The sequence below is a fragment of the Pseudoalteromonas sp. SD03 genome (genome assembly GCF_040937955.1).
GTDB classification, from domain to species: domain Bacteria; phylum Pseudomonadota; class Gammaproteobacteria; order Enterobacterales; family Alteromonadaceae; genus Pseudoalteromonas; species Pseudoalteromonas tetraodonis.
In genome coordinates this window covers 614,609-630,313 of record NZ_CP162514.1, presented here as the reverse complement: position 1 = coordinate 630,313, position 15,705 = coordinate 614,609, and the positions used below count along the sequence as shown (strand labels likewise).

Here is a 15,705-nt window from a genome sequence, read left to right as displayed (position 1 = left end):
GCCATCAATAACAAGGGCTAGTTCTCACTAGCCCTTGTTACACGATTTATCGACTCCAATACCTAAGGTTACGAATTTTTGAGACAAACTCACTTGCGGAAATTTTATTTAAATCCAACCAGCCATCATCAAGGTGTCCATTTAAACCAGTAGCCTCGATTAAAGGAGCTGCTTTATCACTAAAGCCGATATACTTCATATGTGCATAAGCATCACTGACAAAATCTTTCGCCTCCGGTATTTCAGCAAGCTTTTTGGCGCCTTCATTAGTGGTAAGCAGAACTATTGCGTCGTAAAGCACCGAAGGTCCGCCATTAATAACTTGATCGGCCTCAACAATCTCGCCCTTACTATTTTTAGCACCACCAACTTGAGCCGCAATAACTTCATGGCTTGCACCTTCCTCTTTAAGGCTTTGTATTAATAAATTAAAGGTTTCAGCATCAAAACCATCACTTACTAATATACCAAGCTTCCTGCCTTTAAATGTATTTGGCGCATTTTTTAAAATGCTTAGCGCATCAGACACTGGTAAATCTTGACGGGTATCAAGCGCCGCTTCTGCCGCATCTGGCATAGTTTGTAAACCTAAACCCAATGCAACTTTCTCAGCAAGCTTGTTATCAATGTTTAACAGATGAGAAACCACGCGTTCTCTGATACGTAAATGCTCTACTTTAGATAACTCAAAAATTAAAGCGTCTTGAATATGCGTTTGCTCAACGTCGGTTTGACTTAAATAAAATTGTCGTGCTTGGCTATAGTGATCACTAAATGTTTCTGAGCGATTGCGTAATTTACCACCGTCAGTTTCAGATTCTGAGCTTTTGAATCCGTGTACAGGGCACTCTCGCGGGTTGTTTTCACCCCCGCTGAATGAATTAGGTTCGTAGTTAACCCGGCCTTTAGGGTTCTGCATTGCCATGTGGCCATCTTGAAGAAAATGTCTCATCGGGCATTTTGCTGCATTAATAGGAATTTGTGTGAAATTAGGCCCACCTAGGCGTTTGGTTTGTGTATCTAGGTAAGAAAAATTACGGCCTTGCAATAAAGGATCAGGAGTAAAATCAAGTCCTGGTACTATATTCTGTGTGCAAAATGCAACCTGTTCGGTTTCTGCGAAGAAGTTGTCTACGACTCGATTGAGCACCATTTTACCAATAATTTTAACTGGTACTTGCTCTTCGGGTATCAGTTTAGTGGCATCAAAAACATCGAACTCGAACTCTTCAGCAAATTTTTGATCAAATACTTGAATGCCCAACTCCCATTCTGGATAGTCTCCACTATTAATTGATTCCCACATATCACGACGATGAAAATCAGGATCAGCGCCATTTAATTTCAATGCCTCATTCCAAACCACTGACTGCATACCGCCTTTAGGTTTCCAGTGGAACTTAACAAATTTTTCTTCACCTTGTGCATTAATAAACTTAAAAGTATGAACGCCAAATCCTTCCATAAACCTTAATGAGCGCGGGATAGCTCTATCTGACATTGCCCACATAACCATGTGCATGGATTCTGGCGACAAACTTACAAAATCCCAAAAATTATCGTGGGCTGTTTGCGCTTGTGGAAAACCACGATCTGGTTCTGCTTTTGCGCTATGTATAAGGTCGGGAAACTTCATCGCGTCTTGAATGAAAAAAACTGGGATATTATTGCCTACCAGATCCCAATTACCTTCCTGCGTATAAAACTTAACGGCAAAACCTCGCACATCACGTGCTAAATCAGGCGATCCCTGATTACCCGCCACTGTTGAAAAGCGTGCAAAAACAGGTGTTTTTTCACCTTTACGTTGAAAAATATCAGCAGAAGTCAAATCATCTAAAGCATCATACGTTTCAAAGTAACCATGTGCTCCATACCCTCTTGCGTGAACAACTCGCTCAGGAATTCGCTCGTGATCAAAGTGAAACAACTTTTCTCGTAACACATGATCTTCCAATAGTCCTGGTCCGCGTTGACCAGCTTTTAATGAATTTTGATTATCACTGATAGGGCAACCTTGTGCGGTTGTCATTACGGGATGGTCTTTATTAGCTTTTTGATGAAGCTCTCCTGCATGTCCTTTATTATTTGCGTACTTAAATGACTCTGCCATAACTTTTCTTCCTTATATGATTTTTTGATTGCTATATTTTTAAAGGGTTAAAAAACAACAACCAAGCAAAAAAAAGACCATATCTAAATAGCTTTAAAATCAATAGCTAAGAAAGGAATGAAAATATTTTACCAATACAAACTATAAAAATTACACAACTAATGTAAGCTTTCCCCAGAGCATCATTTTATTCTGATTTTCATTATTACTGTATTTTTACAATGATAGATTTAGTGAGGACTTTGTCTTTATTGAGGGCTCAGAAAGGTTTGAACGTAAATGTTACTCGGCTTTATTCTTATTTAAAATAGCGTTCTGCTTTTGTACATGTCAGTTTAGGTAATAAAAATTTACTCGCTTTATCTGGGCATAGTTTCTTTAAACGGCTTACTGCATAACGCCCACACCTTGATAAAGTATATAACTCTTATTTTTCAGTAACACCTAGCGCAGATTGATAACTCAACTGATAAAGCACCTTAAGCAATAACATCTGTCTCTGCGGATGAGTGATAGATTTAACCGAGTAAATTACTATATAAACAATATAAAAGATTTTTAAAAAATGATAAAAACATCTTTATTCCTTTAAAAACGCATCTAATAGTGATTATTTAGTCAATTACCTAACTCAGTTATGCGCTGCATTGATATTAAAATATTGATGCTAATATACTTAAAAACTATCCAATCAATTACAATTGTATTTTAATAATTCAGTAAAGAGTCAGGCCAATTTTGTTATCACTGTTGTTGCATTTTTTCGGTGCTGCATGAGTCATAAAACGCCTTGCTTAGCCTTTAATACAAAATGCTATTTTCTATTGTAACCAGGGCTACTCACGCATTATGACAACAAGCTTTTTAAGTCAATCACAACAAGTCGCACTGCAACAAGCACTTATCAACAGTAAACTGTTAAACAGCGACGTAGTAACGAGTGATAACCCACCATCACAAGAACAACAAGCCTATGGCTGTATCGCTGTAATGCTCTATCGCTTTAATTTACAAAAAATCAAATGGCCCTCTTTTTTAAAAGCAGCTATAAACACTGCAAGTAATGAGTGCCCGTGGTTAACCCGTGAACTTATCAGATGCCAGCAAAGCTACAAAGCCCAGCCTAATGACGCTGTAATAATTGAACAAAGCGCATTTTTTTGTGGTATTTTTAGCGAAGAGCTCGCTTATATTGACACTTTACTTGGAACAGGTGCACAGCCTGAATAAAGTGATGGGGCAAGCATCGTTAAGCCTGCCCCAAGGATAAATTAAAAGCTATATTTTAAGCTCAGCTTATAATTAACTGGCTCACCGGGTTGAGTCCAAATTGCAGAGTAAGAATTTGAGTAATATTCTTTATCAAGCACGTTATTAATGTTCAGTTGTACCATCACATCTTCATTAACGTTGTAAGTTGCGAACAAATTCACCAGCGTATACGAAGGTAAGTAATACGTAGGGTCTATGGTTTCACCTAAGCGCTCCCCCTCATACTGAACAGCTATACCAACGCTTGCATTTAAATCGATTAAATCATTTAATTCTCTTTTAATACGCGCATTTGCACTGTGTTTAGGAATATTAAGTAAAGGGCTACCTTTTGGTAATTTTACCCACCAATCTGTATTAACCGTGTCGTTTGCTGTTTTTGCATCGGTGTAGGTATAGGCAAAATCAAATGAGGTGCGCTCTGTAATATAACCGTGTAAATCAAACTCAACGCCTTCGCTAGTTACCTCGCCTAACGCCGTCGACACGCCTGCTTGCAAATCTGTGGTCAACATATTGCTTTTTTCGGCGCTAAATACTGTAAAGCTACCATTTAGGGTATCGGTGCTAAATTTAACACCCGCCTCAATAGAGGTTGTCGATTCTGGCTTAAATGCATCACCGTTTATATCGTAACCACTGTTTGGCCTAAAACCTTCCGAGTAACTGCTGTAATACTGTATGTCGTCTGAGTAAGCATACACTAAGCCTACTCGTGGGCTAAATGTACTCTGATTGCTTTTAGACTGACTTTGATTAATGTGATTATCTATTTGCTGATCAAACCAATCATAACGACCGCCTACTTGTACTTTCCACTGCTCAGTGATGTCGATCTGATCTTGAATATAAACCCCGTAACTGTGCTGTACTTCAGTGCTGTTAAATAAAAGTGAGCCTTCGGGTGCTGTTTGCCCATACACGGGGTTATACATATTGATTGCATAGCGCGTATCTTCAAGCGTAGGGCGGTATCTGTACCAAAGTTTGTCAAAATCAAACTTGCTGGCATCTGCGCCAATTAATAAGTGATGGGTAACCCCAGCAGCAGTAACGCTACCACTTAGCTCAGTGCGCGCTGAGATGTTTTTAGTTTGAAAATCACGCTCGTTATGTTGCCGACTTAAGGTTTCGCCATCAGTAAAATAAAGCTGCCTGCTAGGGGCGAGTTCAGCATCACTCGATTCGCTTATAAATTTAGAATCGCTATAGCTAAGCCCATTTAAAAGTGACCATTGCCCTATTTGATGCTCAAAGGTCAGTTGATGAGAAATCGCATCAACCTCTGTTGGTTCATCGCTTGGCTCACCTAAAAACGTTTCAATAGGTAATGCGTCTATCTTCCCATCTAGAGCAACAATACCACGGTCAAACGTCACATTCTGATCAACATACTCTAGTTCATAATTTAATTTTGTTGTGTCGGATATTAACCAAAGAACTGAAGGTGTGATCACTGTTTTTTTATTTTCGTGGTAGTCTCTAAAACCCTCACCGTCTTCAATTGCTCCGTTTATTCTAAAAGCAACTTGATCATTAATTGCATTAGTGTAGTCGCCTTCAGCGCGATAACTTTGCCAGCTACCGGCTGATACTTTCAAAGAACCCTGTTCTTCAAACTGTGGCTTTTTAGTGATGATATTAATAGTACCGCCAGGCTCAGAACGGCCATAAAGAGCTGAGCCAGGCCCTTTCATCACTTCTACATAATCAATATTGCTAGTATCGCGGGTACCACTAAAACTTCGACCCGATGAAAAACCATTAATTAAAAAGCCTGAAGGAATATTCTCATCGCCTACTAACCCACGTATTGCAAAGCTTTCCCACAATCCACCAAAATCATTTTGTTCAGAAATACTCGGCGTTAAATCAAATATATCGGTGAGTGTAGTCACTCCTGCGTCATCGAGGTTTTCTGCAGATATAAACTCAATACTTTGTGGTTGCTCGCTTAAAGGCACATCGCCACGAAAAGCTTGTCTAACCCCCGAAACCGCTATTTTCTCAATGTTATCTGATGCTGAAGCTGCGTATACAGAAGGCGCTAAAATGGTACTTATAGCAATTGTTAGGGCTGATATTTGGTATCGATTTATTAAGTTCATTCTATCTCTTAGATATCATACAAGCTTAATCGGTTAAGTTTTCACTAAAAAATTTTTTAACTAGAGCCGATTAAACAAGCACGAAATACAAATGGTAATAATTGTTATTTGCAATAATATACAAGCAGAATAAAAAGAGCTACCCTACAGCAACAAATTTTACAAAGTTATTAGGGGTTGTTTTTATTTTTGAGTTAAACGTATTCAACATCGAAAAATAAATACCTCCTAAAATTTAGAGAAAAAAATGAAAATATTACCTTTCGCCTGCATGGCATTAGTCACTTCAATATCAAGCGCATACAGCGAACAAGCACAGGCTCATGCAATATGGTTTGCAGAGCGCTCATCACAGGTAGCTTTTATATATGGCGAAGGCGCACAAGATTTAGATACCGTAAAACGACAAAATAAAATTAAAAGCATTACTGGCTATAATAAAAACTGGCAACAAAAAAACGTAAAACTTATTGAATCAGGGCCTATGATGCTGCTAAGTGATAAAAGCGTTTATGCGATTACTGGTATGCTCGATAATGGATTGTGGAGTAAAACAAAAGAAGGTGAATGGTTTGCTAAAGGTCGAGATGAAATCCCCAATGCACTATTAAGCGAACATACTAAAAAGTACGCAGTACATTTGCGTGGCCCGCTTGCCCAAGTACCTGCACTTAAAAATCAGCAATTACAAATCCTACCTGTAGGTAACGAATTTTCAGATCAAAAAGGCGCAATAGTCAGCTACCGCATAACTTTCAATAGCAAAGCGGTTCAAGGCGCTAAAGTAATTAATGATTTAGTAAACGACCCAGATCAAGAGCCAATAGTTAGTAATGATGACGGCTTGGTCACATTGCCATTGCGTAACCAAGGCTTAAACGTAGTAGCCGCAATCTATGACGAAAAAAGCACAAATTTAAATGTATTTGATAAAACAGAGCATTTAGCCACACTCTCATTTGTTTTACCCCATGCTGCAGAATAAAAGCAAACCTCGCCGCTCAACATTAAACAGCCATCTAACCAATATGTTTTATGCTGGCTACACAAGAGTAACTTGTTAATTAATTGGCATAAAAAGTGGCAAATTATATTTATATAACTTGCCACTTTCTTTAACGTATCACTGCCCTAATGGTTGGATTTTCTCTTTTAAAACATCCCGTATATAGAGCATCTGCACTGTGACAATAATTGATACTAACAACGGCGTTGAAAGCGCCAAGCCATGAATTCCAAACATAGCGCCCATCAATAATTGCCCACCAAGCATAACTGCTGGCGGCAATGAAACAGCTGTTCTTTGTACAAACGGTGTTATTACATTACTCTCGAGCACTTGTACAACACCGTACACGACTAGTACATACGCAGCTTGGGTTGGGCTATTGAGTAACGCGACTAATACCGCAGGTATCAAAGCAGCAATAGGCCCTATAAATGGCACAAACGATAACAAACCCGCAAGCAATGCCAACGCCATTATCAATTTCATATCAATAAGCCACAAACCTAACGCGGTTAAAAGCCCGACCACAATCATTGATGTTGCACGGCCCATTAACCATAACTTCAATGCATAATATACACTGTGCATTACTTCATTTATGCGGCTGCGTTTATCGCTTGGAAATAAAAATAGTAACCCTTTTTTATAAGGTTTAGGGTGCAGTGCGAGGTAAAAACCAATAAATAAAATAACAAATATATCAGCAAGTGAACCAAATAAAGTAGAAAAGACCCCGGAAACTTCCCCCATCAGCTTTCTTGGTGAAAGTGGTGCTTGTTCCCATTGCCCTTGCGCCCACTGAAGCAGAGCCTCGCCCCACTCTTTACCCTTCAAGTAACCTTCTAACTGTTTTACCCCACCAGTTATTTGCTCTCTAAGCTGTAACAACTGCTCCATAATAGCGGGACCAACCAAGTAGCCAGCAAGTATTAATAACCCCAATACGGTAGCAGTAACAAGCATTACCAGTCCCCATCGGGGTAAAGGTAGCCAACGCTGTAACAGACTCGCAAGCCCTATTAAAAAAACACCAAATAAAATCCCACCAAATATAAGCAATAACACATACGATAATTGCCACAGCAGCATAAATAAGCCTATTGCTACAGCTGTAATGCCAATGGTTGCTAATAGTCTGCGAATATAGTTGCTATCAGAGCTCATTGCTTCTCCCTTTGCTTGGTATGGCATGCACTTAATAAAGTTAATGCCTATACATTCAATGCAATTAAAATTTTGCAAAGTACAGTTTTATCAGTTTTAGTGCTTTTTTAACAGTCTCCTATATAAAACGGCTCGTTTTGTTATGAAGGAAAGACACCGTTTACAGGCTCAATTGATATGGCTTAATGCGTGAATGTGGCTAAAAATAATACTGACACTAAACGATGACAGAGGCGATAACCAAAGGCTCAAATTCATAGGGCGTTCTTTACCCAAGCCATAGCGCATATTCACATCAATCGACGTCATTACTAGGTGCGTAATCATATTTAAATTGAGTTTAAAAAGTAACAACACTTGGTTTTTTGAATAAAAACATCAAGAAAACACAGCAGCCTGCTTGAATGGAAGTTTCTAATGGGTGACCCCTTTGATTCTCAAGGTAGCAAGTAAAACCATTACCTCGATTATAGCTATTTAGGTAGCTAACCACTTTCTAAAGTCACTTGTACGTGTTTTGCTGGTGATTAGTGGCTCACTCATATGTTGCAAGTTAACTGCTAATGTCTCTTTAGCATAGCTTTCAAATGAAAGTACATAATTAATATTCACTATTTCACTGCGGTTAACTCTAAAAAAGCGACTTGGGTCGAGCTGAGCTTCTAGCTCGGTCATTGAGTTGCCCGTAAGCAAATGGTGCTTGCCATGATTATCATAGGCTGACAATACGCCCGAAGTGGCGCGAATGCAGACCACATCTTCTGTTTTGAGAATATCGACCACCTGACCTTTTTTTAAAAAGAAGCGACTTTTATAGCGTTTAGTTGCTACTGCATTAGGCTTGATAGTATTGACGAGATTGCGTCTCAGCTGCTCATAATTACTCATAGCACTAACAAAACGCTTGTAGGTAAATGGTTTAAGTAAATATGCTACGCCCTGATTATCAAATGCTTGCGTCCAAAACTCATTGTAAGAGGTGGTAAAAATAATAGGGCATGGTAAGTCAACTTCGTCAAAAGCACTAAACACTTCCCCATCCAACAGTTCTATATCTGAAAAGATTAAATCTACCTCAGGATCGTTCTGTAAATAGTCAATTACCTCTGCCACCTGAGTGAGTACTTTAATCACCTCACATTCTGCTGAATACCGTGTAATATAACCACTTAATTTTTGTGCCGCTAATGGCTCATCCTCAATTATAACAACTTTCATAACGCCACTTCTGATGTCATTGGTACAGTGAGTACAAACGCTGATTCGTTCTTCTCTATGTGAGACTGCCTATTAAAAACCGCCTGACACTGAGCTTGCAAATGCGTTAATCCAAGCCCTGTTGACGTGGGTTTATATTCTTTTTCGTTTAAATTATTGGTTACCACAATGTCATCTACTTCTACGTTTATGTGAATATCGAGGGGGTTATCAACCGTGGCACCATTATGCTTAACCGCGTTTTCAATTGCCAATTGTAGCGAACATGGGATCACATAACGGTTTGCTAAAAGCGCGTTATCCACATTTATACGCAACCTATAAAGGCCATTAAATCGCGTTTCAATCAAAGCCATGTAATCTTTAATAAACACCAGCTCTTTAGCCAGAGGTACTAAGTTTTTTGACTTGTTTTCTAATATATAGCGGTAGATGTTGCTAAAAGTCTCTAAGTACTCTTCGGCTTCTTCAGGGCTCTTTAATATCAACGCCGATAACACATTCAAATTATTAAATAAAAAGTGTGGATCAATATGTTGCTGTAAGGTTTTTACTTGGCTATCTAACAAAGCCTTTTCTTTATTTGCCAAAGCTGCTTGTTGCGCCTGCAAACGGGTAACCAATTCGAATGCGATACTGTACGCAGCGACTAACATGTGTAACAACGAACTCATGCCAAAAGTAGCAATAACATGCATAGAGTCAACTTTTTGAATACCGATCAGACTCTCTAAATACGTAATAAATACCGAAATACATAAGGTAAATACCACATTACTCACGATGAACACCTTAGAGATGTAACTCACCAGTGACTGCTGTTTCTGCTTTAGTGTTCGGTATACCTTGAGTGTTAACCACTGCGCTATCACACACTGTAAAAACATCCAAACCGGCGCGTCAAAGTGAATAGTTAACGACTCACCTACAGGGGTGCTCAATAGCGCTGCGTACAATACGATTAAAAATGAAAATATAAATAAAACTAGGTAGTTAACACTCTTAGGCATAATATATTTCCTTTTTTTATTCTGCTATTGAATCAGGTAGGCTCATAATAACCTTTCCACTCTTATCTAGAAACTCTAGCTTGGCTTCACCCGCTTTGGTCACCACCATTTGAATACGCTTCTGACCGTTAGCATCATTCAGTTGCAAGCGTGAATCACCATTTAGTGTGCCATAAAAGGCTCTTCGTGCGCCAAGTAGTTTATTATCTGTTAGATATTTTTCAATCTCTTGCATCGTTTCAATGTCTTCTCTCTTTTGGGCTTCGAGGTAGCGATTGGTCATTTCAAAATCTAAGTCTGTGTTTGGTCTGTCCATGACTGTCAAACCACTGATCATGTAATTTTCCATCTCGATGTGTTGCATCATCAAGGTTTGGTCTTGGTTATAACGGTCGAACGACATATGTAAGCCATGATTCACTTTATCGTTTACCTTTTGCCCTCTAAAAATAAGCCCGCCGTTTTCAGTGCCTTCGTCGTTATAAAAGATCATCCCTGGTCGAGGGCTATCAGACTTGAACACTTCTTTGCCATTTTTAACACCTCCGGGTGACTTATCAGAATTAGCCAATACCATACGGTTTAAACCGTTCTTCTCTACAATATTGATGCGCTCAACACTGATCTCTTCAAACTCAGTGGCTTTAGGTTGAAAAAAGCCAACATAACTGGCAAGCGCTACCATTGTTACTGTTAAACCAAGGTTGATACGTTTTTGTGTTTTAAGCTGGTTATCTAGCTGTGTATTATTCATTGTTTTACCTATCTTGTGTTGTTTTTTTATTAGAATAGCCAGATAGGTTTATCGGTAATACGCAAAAACTATAAGCAGCGGAAGCTTTCAAATAAGAGGGGGATAAATAGCAACAAAGTAAAACAATGGCGATAAATACACATAGTTACTCATCAGTTCAACTGGACTGACATTGTCACTAAACGATGGCAGAGGCGAAAACCAAGGGTCTTAATTAAAGCGATCTAATTCTCATAGCCCTCTTTATCCAAGCAATTGTGCATATTCACGACAATCGATGTCATTGCTGGATGCGTAGTCATATTAAAATAGAGTTAAACAGAAAGAACACTTGGTTTTTGAATAAAAAGATCAAGAAAACACAGCTGCCTGCTTGACCGGAACTTTCTAATGGGTGAGCCCTTTGGTCTTTCTATGGACTATATACAATTAAAAAATGCTATTAGCCGTTACGGATATAACTGTATTAATAACAATACTGACTATATAAGCCCCTATAAAAAATATAGCGAATGCTGAAACGGCCCCACCTCCTGTATATCCGGCCTTAGCTTTTTCTACCATTAAAACATAGATGCTCAGCCCTATACTCACCTTAAACCATAGCCAGTAGTCATTACTAAATAACGGTATTGCTGCAAAAGCAAAGATCGGTACTAGTATTTTACCTTCTTCGTTTTTGTGTAAAAAATAAAAAGCTAAAATAGCAATATATAAAAATGGCGTTACATCATTCATATAAACAACTTCCTTGTAAATATAAAATTAAAATAAATAAATTTTAACTATTGTACTTATTCATCAGTACTAAGCACTTAATAAATAGAGTTTAAAATAAGAACACTTGGTTTTTGAATAAAAAGATCAAGGAAACACAGCTGTCTGCTTGACCGGAACTTTCTAATGGGTGCCCCCTATTCGATTGGAAAATATAATTTTGTAATAATTCGAAGGATCAAGTTTTACTTCTTACCTAGACCAATTATTAATCATTAATCTCACGTTTAACCCCCTCCCCCGTCATCACGCCCTGAAAATAAGCAATTGATGAGTAATATCGCGCATGGATGCGCGGTAAGGCGAAACTAGGCCATGGATGGCCTATCTTCGCCGTTTACGTTCACATCAATTGTGTTTTGAAGGAAATAGCGTGATGCTCGGGTGCGCTGAGAGTGTCCAGAGAGGGACCAGCGGCAGCCCCTCTTTGGCTGCCGTCGCCAGCGCGACAAAACCTTGAATAAGGTTTCTATTTCTAGAAGTGCTAAACATATTCGCGTTATCTGTAATAGTAATTCCAAGCACCTATTCAAATACTTATTCGGGCTATCGCCCGCACGTCAGCAAGCTAAACGCCTACAAGAAATAACACATACTCTTGGCTTTTGAGCGAGTAAGTATATTTGGGATTTGTTGGGTTTCGTTTCACTCTTCCCAACCTAGAGGAAATACAGAGGGTCAGGTCTTGTTTCTTGCCAAGACCAAACACCAATCTCACGTTTAACCCCCTCCCCCGTCATCACGCCCTGAAAATAAGCAATTGATGAGTAATGTCGCGCATGGATGCGCGATAAGGCGAAACTAGGCCATGGATGGCCTATCTTCGCCGTTTACGTTCACATCAATTAATTATTTGAAGGATTAAGCGTGATGCTCGGGTGCGCTGGGAAAGTCCAGAGAGGGGTCAGCGGCAGCCCCTCTTTGGCTGCCGTCGCCAGCGCGACAAAACCTTGAATAAGGTTTCTAAATTCTAGAAGTGCGAAACGCACTAACGCTATCGGTGGTGAAAACCTAAAACACTAATCGAGTTTATGCCCAACACGCCAGCAAGCTAAACGCCTACAATAAATAACACATACTCTTGGTTTTTTTAGCGAGTAAGTATATTTGTGATTTGTTGGGTTTCATTTCACCCAATCCAATCTACGCTTATACAATTAACGTTAATCACCACACACAAAAAAGCCGTTGCATTGCTGCAACGGCTTTTATAATTTTGATAAATCCCACTATACAGTGGAGCTTACTACCCATTAAAGTTCAAAAATTAGTCGCGGTATGTCTCAATCGGAGGACATGCACATACTAAATTACGGTCGCCGTATACGTCATCTATACGTGTAACCGTTGGCCAGAACTTATCTTTAGCAACTGCTGGCACTGGGAAAGCAGCGTAAAAACGGTCATACGCGCGGTCCCATTCATTACCTAACACATCAGCTTGTGTGTGTGGTGCAAATACCAGTGGGTTGTTTTCGATAGACCATTCACCTGAAATGATTTTATCAATTTCACCTTTAATCGACACCATCGCTTCGATAAAGCGGTCAATCTCGCCCTTAGACTCAGATTCAGTTGGCTCAATCATCAATGTGCCCGCTACTGGGAACGACATCGTTGGTGAGTGGAAACCGTAATCTTGTAAGCGCTTAGCAACGTCCATTTCAGTAATGCCTGAGGCTTCTTTTAATGGGCGTAGGTCAATAATACATTCGTGGGCAACGCGATTGTTACGGCCACGGTATAAAATTGGGAAGTGCTTGCTAAGCTCATTGCTTAGGTAGTTAGCATTTACAATCGCCATTTCTGTCGCTTGTTTTAAGCCCTCAGAGCCCATCATGGCAATGTAAGCCCATGAAATAGGTAAAATAGCTGCAGAGCCATAAGGCGCTGCCGATACTGCGCCGTTACCAGCATTAGTACCTGGTACGTTAATTACACTGTGGTTTGGCATAAATGGCGCAAGGTGCGATTTAACACCAATTGGGCCTACACCTGGGCCGCCGCCGCCGTGTGGAATACAGAAGGTTTTATGTAAGTTTAAGTGCGATACATCTGAGCCAATAAAGCCTGGGCTAGTAACACCTACTTGCGCGTTCATGTTTGCGCCATCCATGTAAACTTGGCCACCGTGCTGGTGAACAATTTCACATAGCTCACGAATCGTTTCTTCGTATACACCGTGGGTAGATGGGTACGTTACCATGGCACATGATAGGTTTTCAGACACCTCAGCAGCTTTGGTTTTTAAGTCTTCCATGTCGATGTTGCCGTGTTTATCACAGTTAACAACCACAATTTTCATGCTCGCCATTTGTGCCGACGCTGGGTTAGTACCGTGCGCAGAACTTGGAATTAAACATACATTACGGTGCGCATCCCCTCGTGACTCGTGGTATTTACGAATGGCGATTAGGCCTGCGTATTCACCTTGTGCACCTGAGTTTGGTTGCAGTGAAACCGCGTCATAACCAGTAATATTAACTAACCAATCGTGTAGCTCGTTAATCATTATTTGGTAACCTTCTGCTTGGTCTAGCGGGCAGAATGGATGAAGGTTTGCAAATTCAGGCCAGGTAATTGGGATCATTTCAGCGGTCGCGTTTAGTTTCATGGTACATGAACCTAACGAGATCATAGAGTGATTAAGCGCTAAATCTTTGTTTTCAAGGCGCTTAATATAGCGAAGCATGTCTGTTTCGCTGTGGTAGCTGTTAAAGTTTGGATGCGTTAGGATTTCATCATCACGCACTAGGCTTGCAGGAATAGAGTCACTGCCATTTGCTTCAACATCCGCAGCAATTGCATCTACGCTTAGGCCGTGGCCTTCGCCTAAAATAATATCAAATAACTCGGCAATGTCTGCACGTGTTGTGGTTTCTGATACTGAAATTGAGTACTCGCCTGCATGGTTAGCAGCAAAGTTAACACCTTTAGCCACAGCACGGGCAATCACGTCAGCTTTGTTTTCATCAACAACAGTTAATGTATCAAACCAGGTAGTGTGCTTAAGTGCCACGCCTTTTGCTTTTAAGCCAGTTGCTAAAATATCAGCAAAACGGTGAATGCGTTGTGCAATGGTTTTTAAGCCTTGCGGGCCATGGTATACCGCGTAAAACGCCGCCATGTTCGCTAGTAATACTTGCGCAGTACAAATGTTTGAGTTGGCTTTGTCGCGACGAATGTGTTGCTCACGGGTTTGCATTGCCATACGCAGTGCATCGTTACCTAAACGGTCTTTTGATACACCAATAATACGCCCTGGTAATGAACGTTTGTAAGCATCACGTGTTGCAAAAAATGCAGCATGTGGACCACCGTAACCCATAGGCACACCAAAACGCTGAGCAGAGCCAAGTACTACATCTGCGCCCAATTTACCTGGTGCTTTTAATAGTAATAAGCTCATGATATCGGCTGCCACACAGGCAATCGCTTTTTTGCTTTGTACGCCAGCAATTAGGTCAGTTATATCAACAATTTCGCCTGATGTTGACGGGTATTGAAATAACGCACCAAAAATGTCGTGGTTCACGGCATCAGCGGCTTTACCTACAATAATTTCAAAACCAAATTGCTCTGCACGGGTGCTCACTACGTCAATGGTTTGCGTGTGTACGTCGTCGGCAATAAAGAACGCATTGGCTTTTTTAGCTTTAGATACACGTTTTGCAAGGCCCATTGCCTCAGCTGCAGCGGTTGATTCGTCAAGTAATGAGGCACTTGCTAAATCTAGGCCGGTAATATCTAGGGTCATAGTCTGGAAATTTAATAGTGACTCTAAACGCCCTTGTGCAATCTCTGGCTGATACGGTGTGTACGCTGTGTACCAACCAGGGTTTTCAAGTACGTTACGTAAAATTACGTGCGGTACGTGAGTTGGGTGGTAGCCTTGGCCAATATACGATTTGAAAACTTTATTTTTGCTTGCTACTGATTTTAAGTAGCTTAGTGTTTCAACTTCGGTACGGCTTTCGCCGATATTAAGACCTTGCTCAAGACGAATACCAGCAGGTACAGTTTGACCGATCAGCTCTTCAACGCTCGATACTTCAAGAGCGCTAAGCATGTCGTTTACTTGCGCTGGGCTTGGCCCAATATGGCGGCGAATAAAATCTTGCTTTTGCTCTAATTGTTCAAGAGATTTGGCGTTTGACATGTGTCCAGATTCCTATGATCCTAAATACTAATGGGTAACTAGTATTGATTAAAATATGTGATGATTTGGCAACTTACTGAGTATGGTAATAAGCTGTAAAATCATAAAAGCCCCAATGTTT

General features: G+C 40.1%; 10 protein-coding genes. 2 read left to right on the top strand and 8 right to left on the bottom strand.

What is annotated here, in order from left to right; genetic code table 11:
- Positions 1-46 precede the first annotated feature (46 nt).
- On the bottom strand, positions 47-2,113 hold the full coding sequence (locus ABZP26_RS02985; RefSeq protein WP_368485344.1) for a catalase: 2,067 nt from the start codon (positions 2,111-2,113) through the stop codon (positions 47-49).
- A gap of 849 nt (positions 2,114-2,962) precedes the next feature.
- On the opposite strand from ABZP26_RS02985, the gene ABZP26_RS02980 reads away from it, so the two are divergent.
- On the top strand, positions 2,963-3,343 hold the full coding sequence (locus ABZP26_RS02980; RefSeq protein ID WP_368485343.1) for a hypothetical protein: 381 nt from the start codon (positions 2,963-2,965) through the stop codon (positions 3,341-3,343).
- A 41-nt stretch (positions 3,344-3,384) separates the two neighbouring features.
- On the opposite strand, the gene ABZP26_RS02975 is transcribed toward ABZP26_RS02980, so the two are convergent.
- Positions 3,385-5,493 carry a TonB-dependent siderophore receptor gene (locus ABZP26_RS02975; RefSeq protein WP_368485342.1) on the bottom strand — a complete coding sequence of 703 codons (2,109 nt, stop codon included), beginning with the start codon at positions 5,491-5,493 and terminating at the stop codon, positions 3,385-3,387.
- Positions 5,494-5,740: 247 nt separating this feature from the next.
- Here ABZP26_RS02975 and ABZP26_RS02970 point away from each other — a divergent pair, with 247 nt between their 5' ends.
- Positions 5,741-6,478, top strand: a complete 738-nt coding sequence (locus ABZP26_RS02970) for a DUF4198 domain-containing protein (RefSeq protein ID WP_368485341.1) — start codon at positions 5,741-5,743, stop codon at positions 6,476-6,478.
- Between the two features lie 138 nt (positions 6,479-6,616).
- Here ABZP26_RS02970 and ABZP26_RS02965 read toward each other — a convergent pair whose 3' ends face one another.
- The 6 genes from ABZP26_RS02965 to gcvP all read right to left on the bottom strand — a co-directional run bounded on the left by ABZP26_RS02965 (position 6,617) and on the right by gcvP (position 15,584).
- Positions 6,617-7,666 (bottom strand): AI-2E family transporter, encoded by a 1,050-nt coding sequence (locus ABZP26_RS02965; RefSeq protein ID WP_368485340.1) that lies wholly within the window; start codon positions 7,664-7,666, stop codon positions 6,617-6,619.
- A gap of 477 nt (positions 7,667-8,143) precedes the next feature.
- Complete coding sequence (locus ABZP26_RS02960; protein ID WP_024601233.1) at positions 8,144-8,884, bottom strand: LytTR family DNA-binding domain-containing protein; 741 nt, start codon at positions 8,882-8,884, stop codon at positions 8,144-8,146.
- The gene (locus tag ABZP26_RS02955) at positions 8,881-9,894 is read right to left on the bottom strand and encodes a sensor histidine kinase (protein ID WP_024601232.1); all 1,014 of its coding nucleotides are present in this window, start codon (positions 9,892-9,894) and stop codon (positions 8,881-8,883) included. Before ABZP26_RS02955 ends, ABZP26_RS02960 begins: the two co-directional genes overlap by 4 nt.
- Positions 9,895-9,910: 16 nt before the next feature.
- Positions 9,911-10,648 (bottom strand): hypothetical protein, encoded by a 738-nt coding sequence (locus tag ABZP26_RS02950; RefSeq protein WP_024601231.1) that lies wholly within the window; start codon positions 10,646-10,648, stop codon positions 9,911-9,913.
- A gap of 429 nt (positions 10,649-11,077) precedes the next feature.
- Positions 11,078-11,386 (bottom strand): hypothetical protein, encoded by a 309-nt coding sequence (locus ABZP26_RS02945; RefSeq protein WP_024601230.1) that lies wholly within the window; start codon positions 11,384-11,386, stop codon positions 11,078-11,080.
- Between the two features lie 1,306 nt (positions 11,387-12,692).
- Positions 12,693-15,584, bottom strand: a complete 2,892-nt coding sequence (gene gcvP / locus ABZP26_RS02940) for an aminomethyl-transferring glycine dehydrogenase (protein ID WP_033104353.1) — start codon at positions 15,582-15,584, stop codon at positions 12,693-12,695.
- Between the last annotated feature and the right edge of the window lie 121 nt (positions 15,585-15,705).

Coding starts and splice junctions, on each gene's coding strand:
- ABZP26_RS02985 (WP_368485344.1), bottom strand. CDS start 2,113: ATGGCAGAGTCATTTAAGTACGCAAATAATAAAGGACATGCAGGAGAG.
- ABZP26_RS02980 (WP_368485343.1), top strand. CDS start 2,963: ATGACAACAAGCTTTTTAAGTCAATCACAACAAGTCGCACTGCAACAA.
- ABZP26_RS02975 (WP_368485342.1), bottom strand. CDS start 5,493: ATGAACTTAATAAATCGATACCAAATATCAGCCCTAACAATTGCTATA.
- ABZP26_RS02970 (WP_368485341.1), top strand. CDS start 5,741: ATGAAAATATTACCTTTCGCCTGCATGGCATTAGTCACTTCAATATCA.
- ABZP26_RS02965 (WP_368485340.1), bottom strand. CDS start 7,666: ATGAGCTCTGATAGCAACTATATTCGCAGACTATTAGCAACCATTGGC.
- ABZP26_RS02960 (WP_024601233.1), bottom strand. CDS start 8,884: ATGAAAGTTGTTATAATTGAGGATGAGCCATTAGCGGCACAAAAATTA.
- ABZP26_RS02955 (WP_024601232.1), bottom strand. CDS start 9,894: ATGCCTAAGAGTGTTAACTACCTAGTTTTATTTATATTTTCATTTTTA.
- ABZP26_RS02950 (WP_024601231.1), bottom strand. CDS start 10,648: ATGAATAATACACAGCTAGATAACCAGCTTAAAACACAAAAACGTATC.
- ABZP26_RS02945 (WP_024601230.1), bottom strand. CDS start 11,386: ATGAATGATGTAACGCCATTTTTATATATTGCTATTTTAGCTTTTTAT.
- gcvP (WP_033104353.1), bottom strand. CDS start 15,584: ATGTCAAACGCCAAATCTCTTGAACAATTAGAGCAAAAGCAAGATTTT.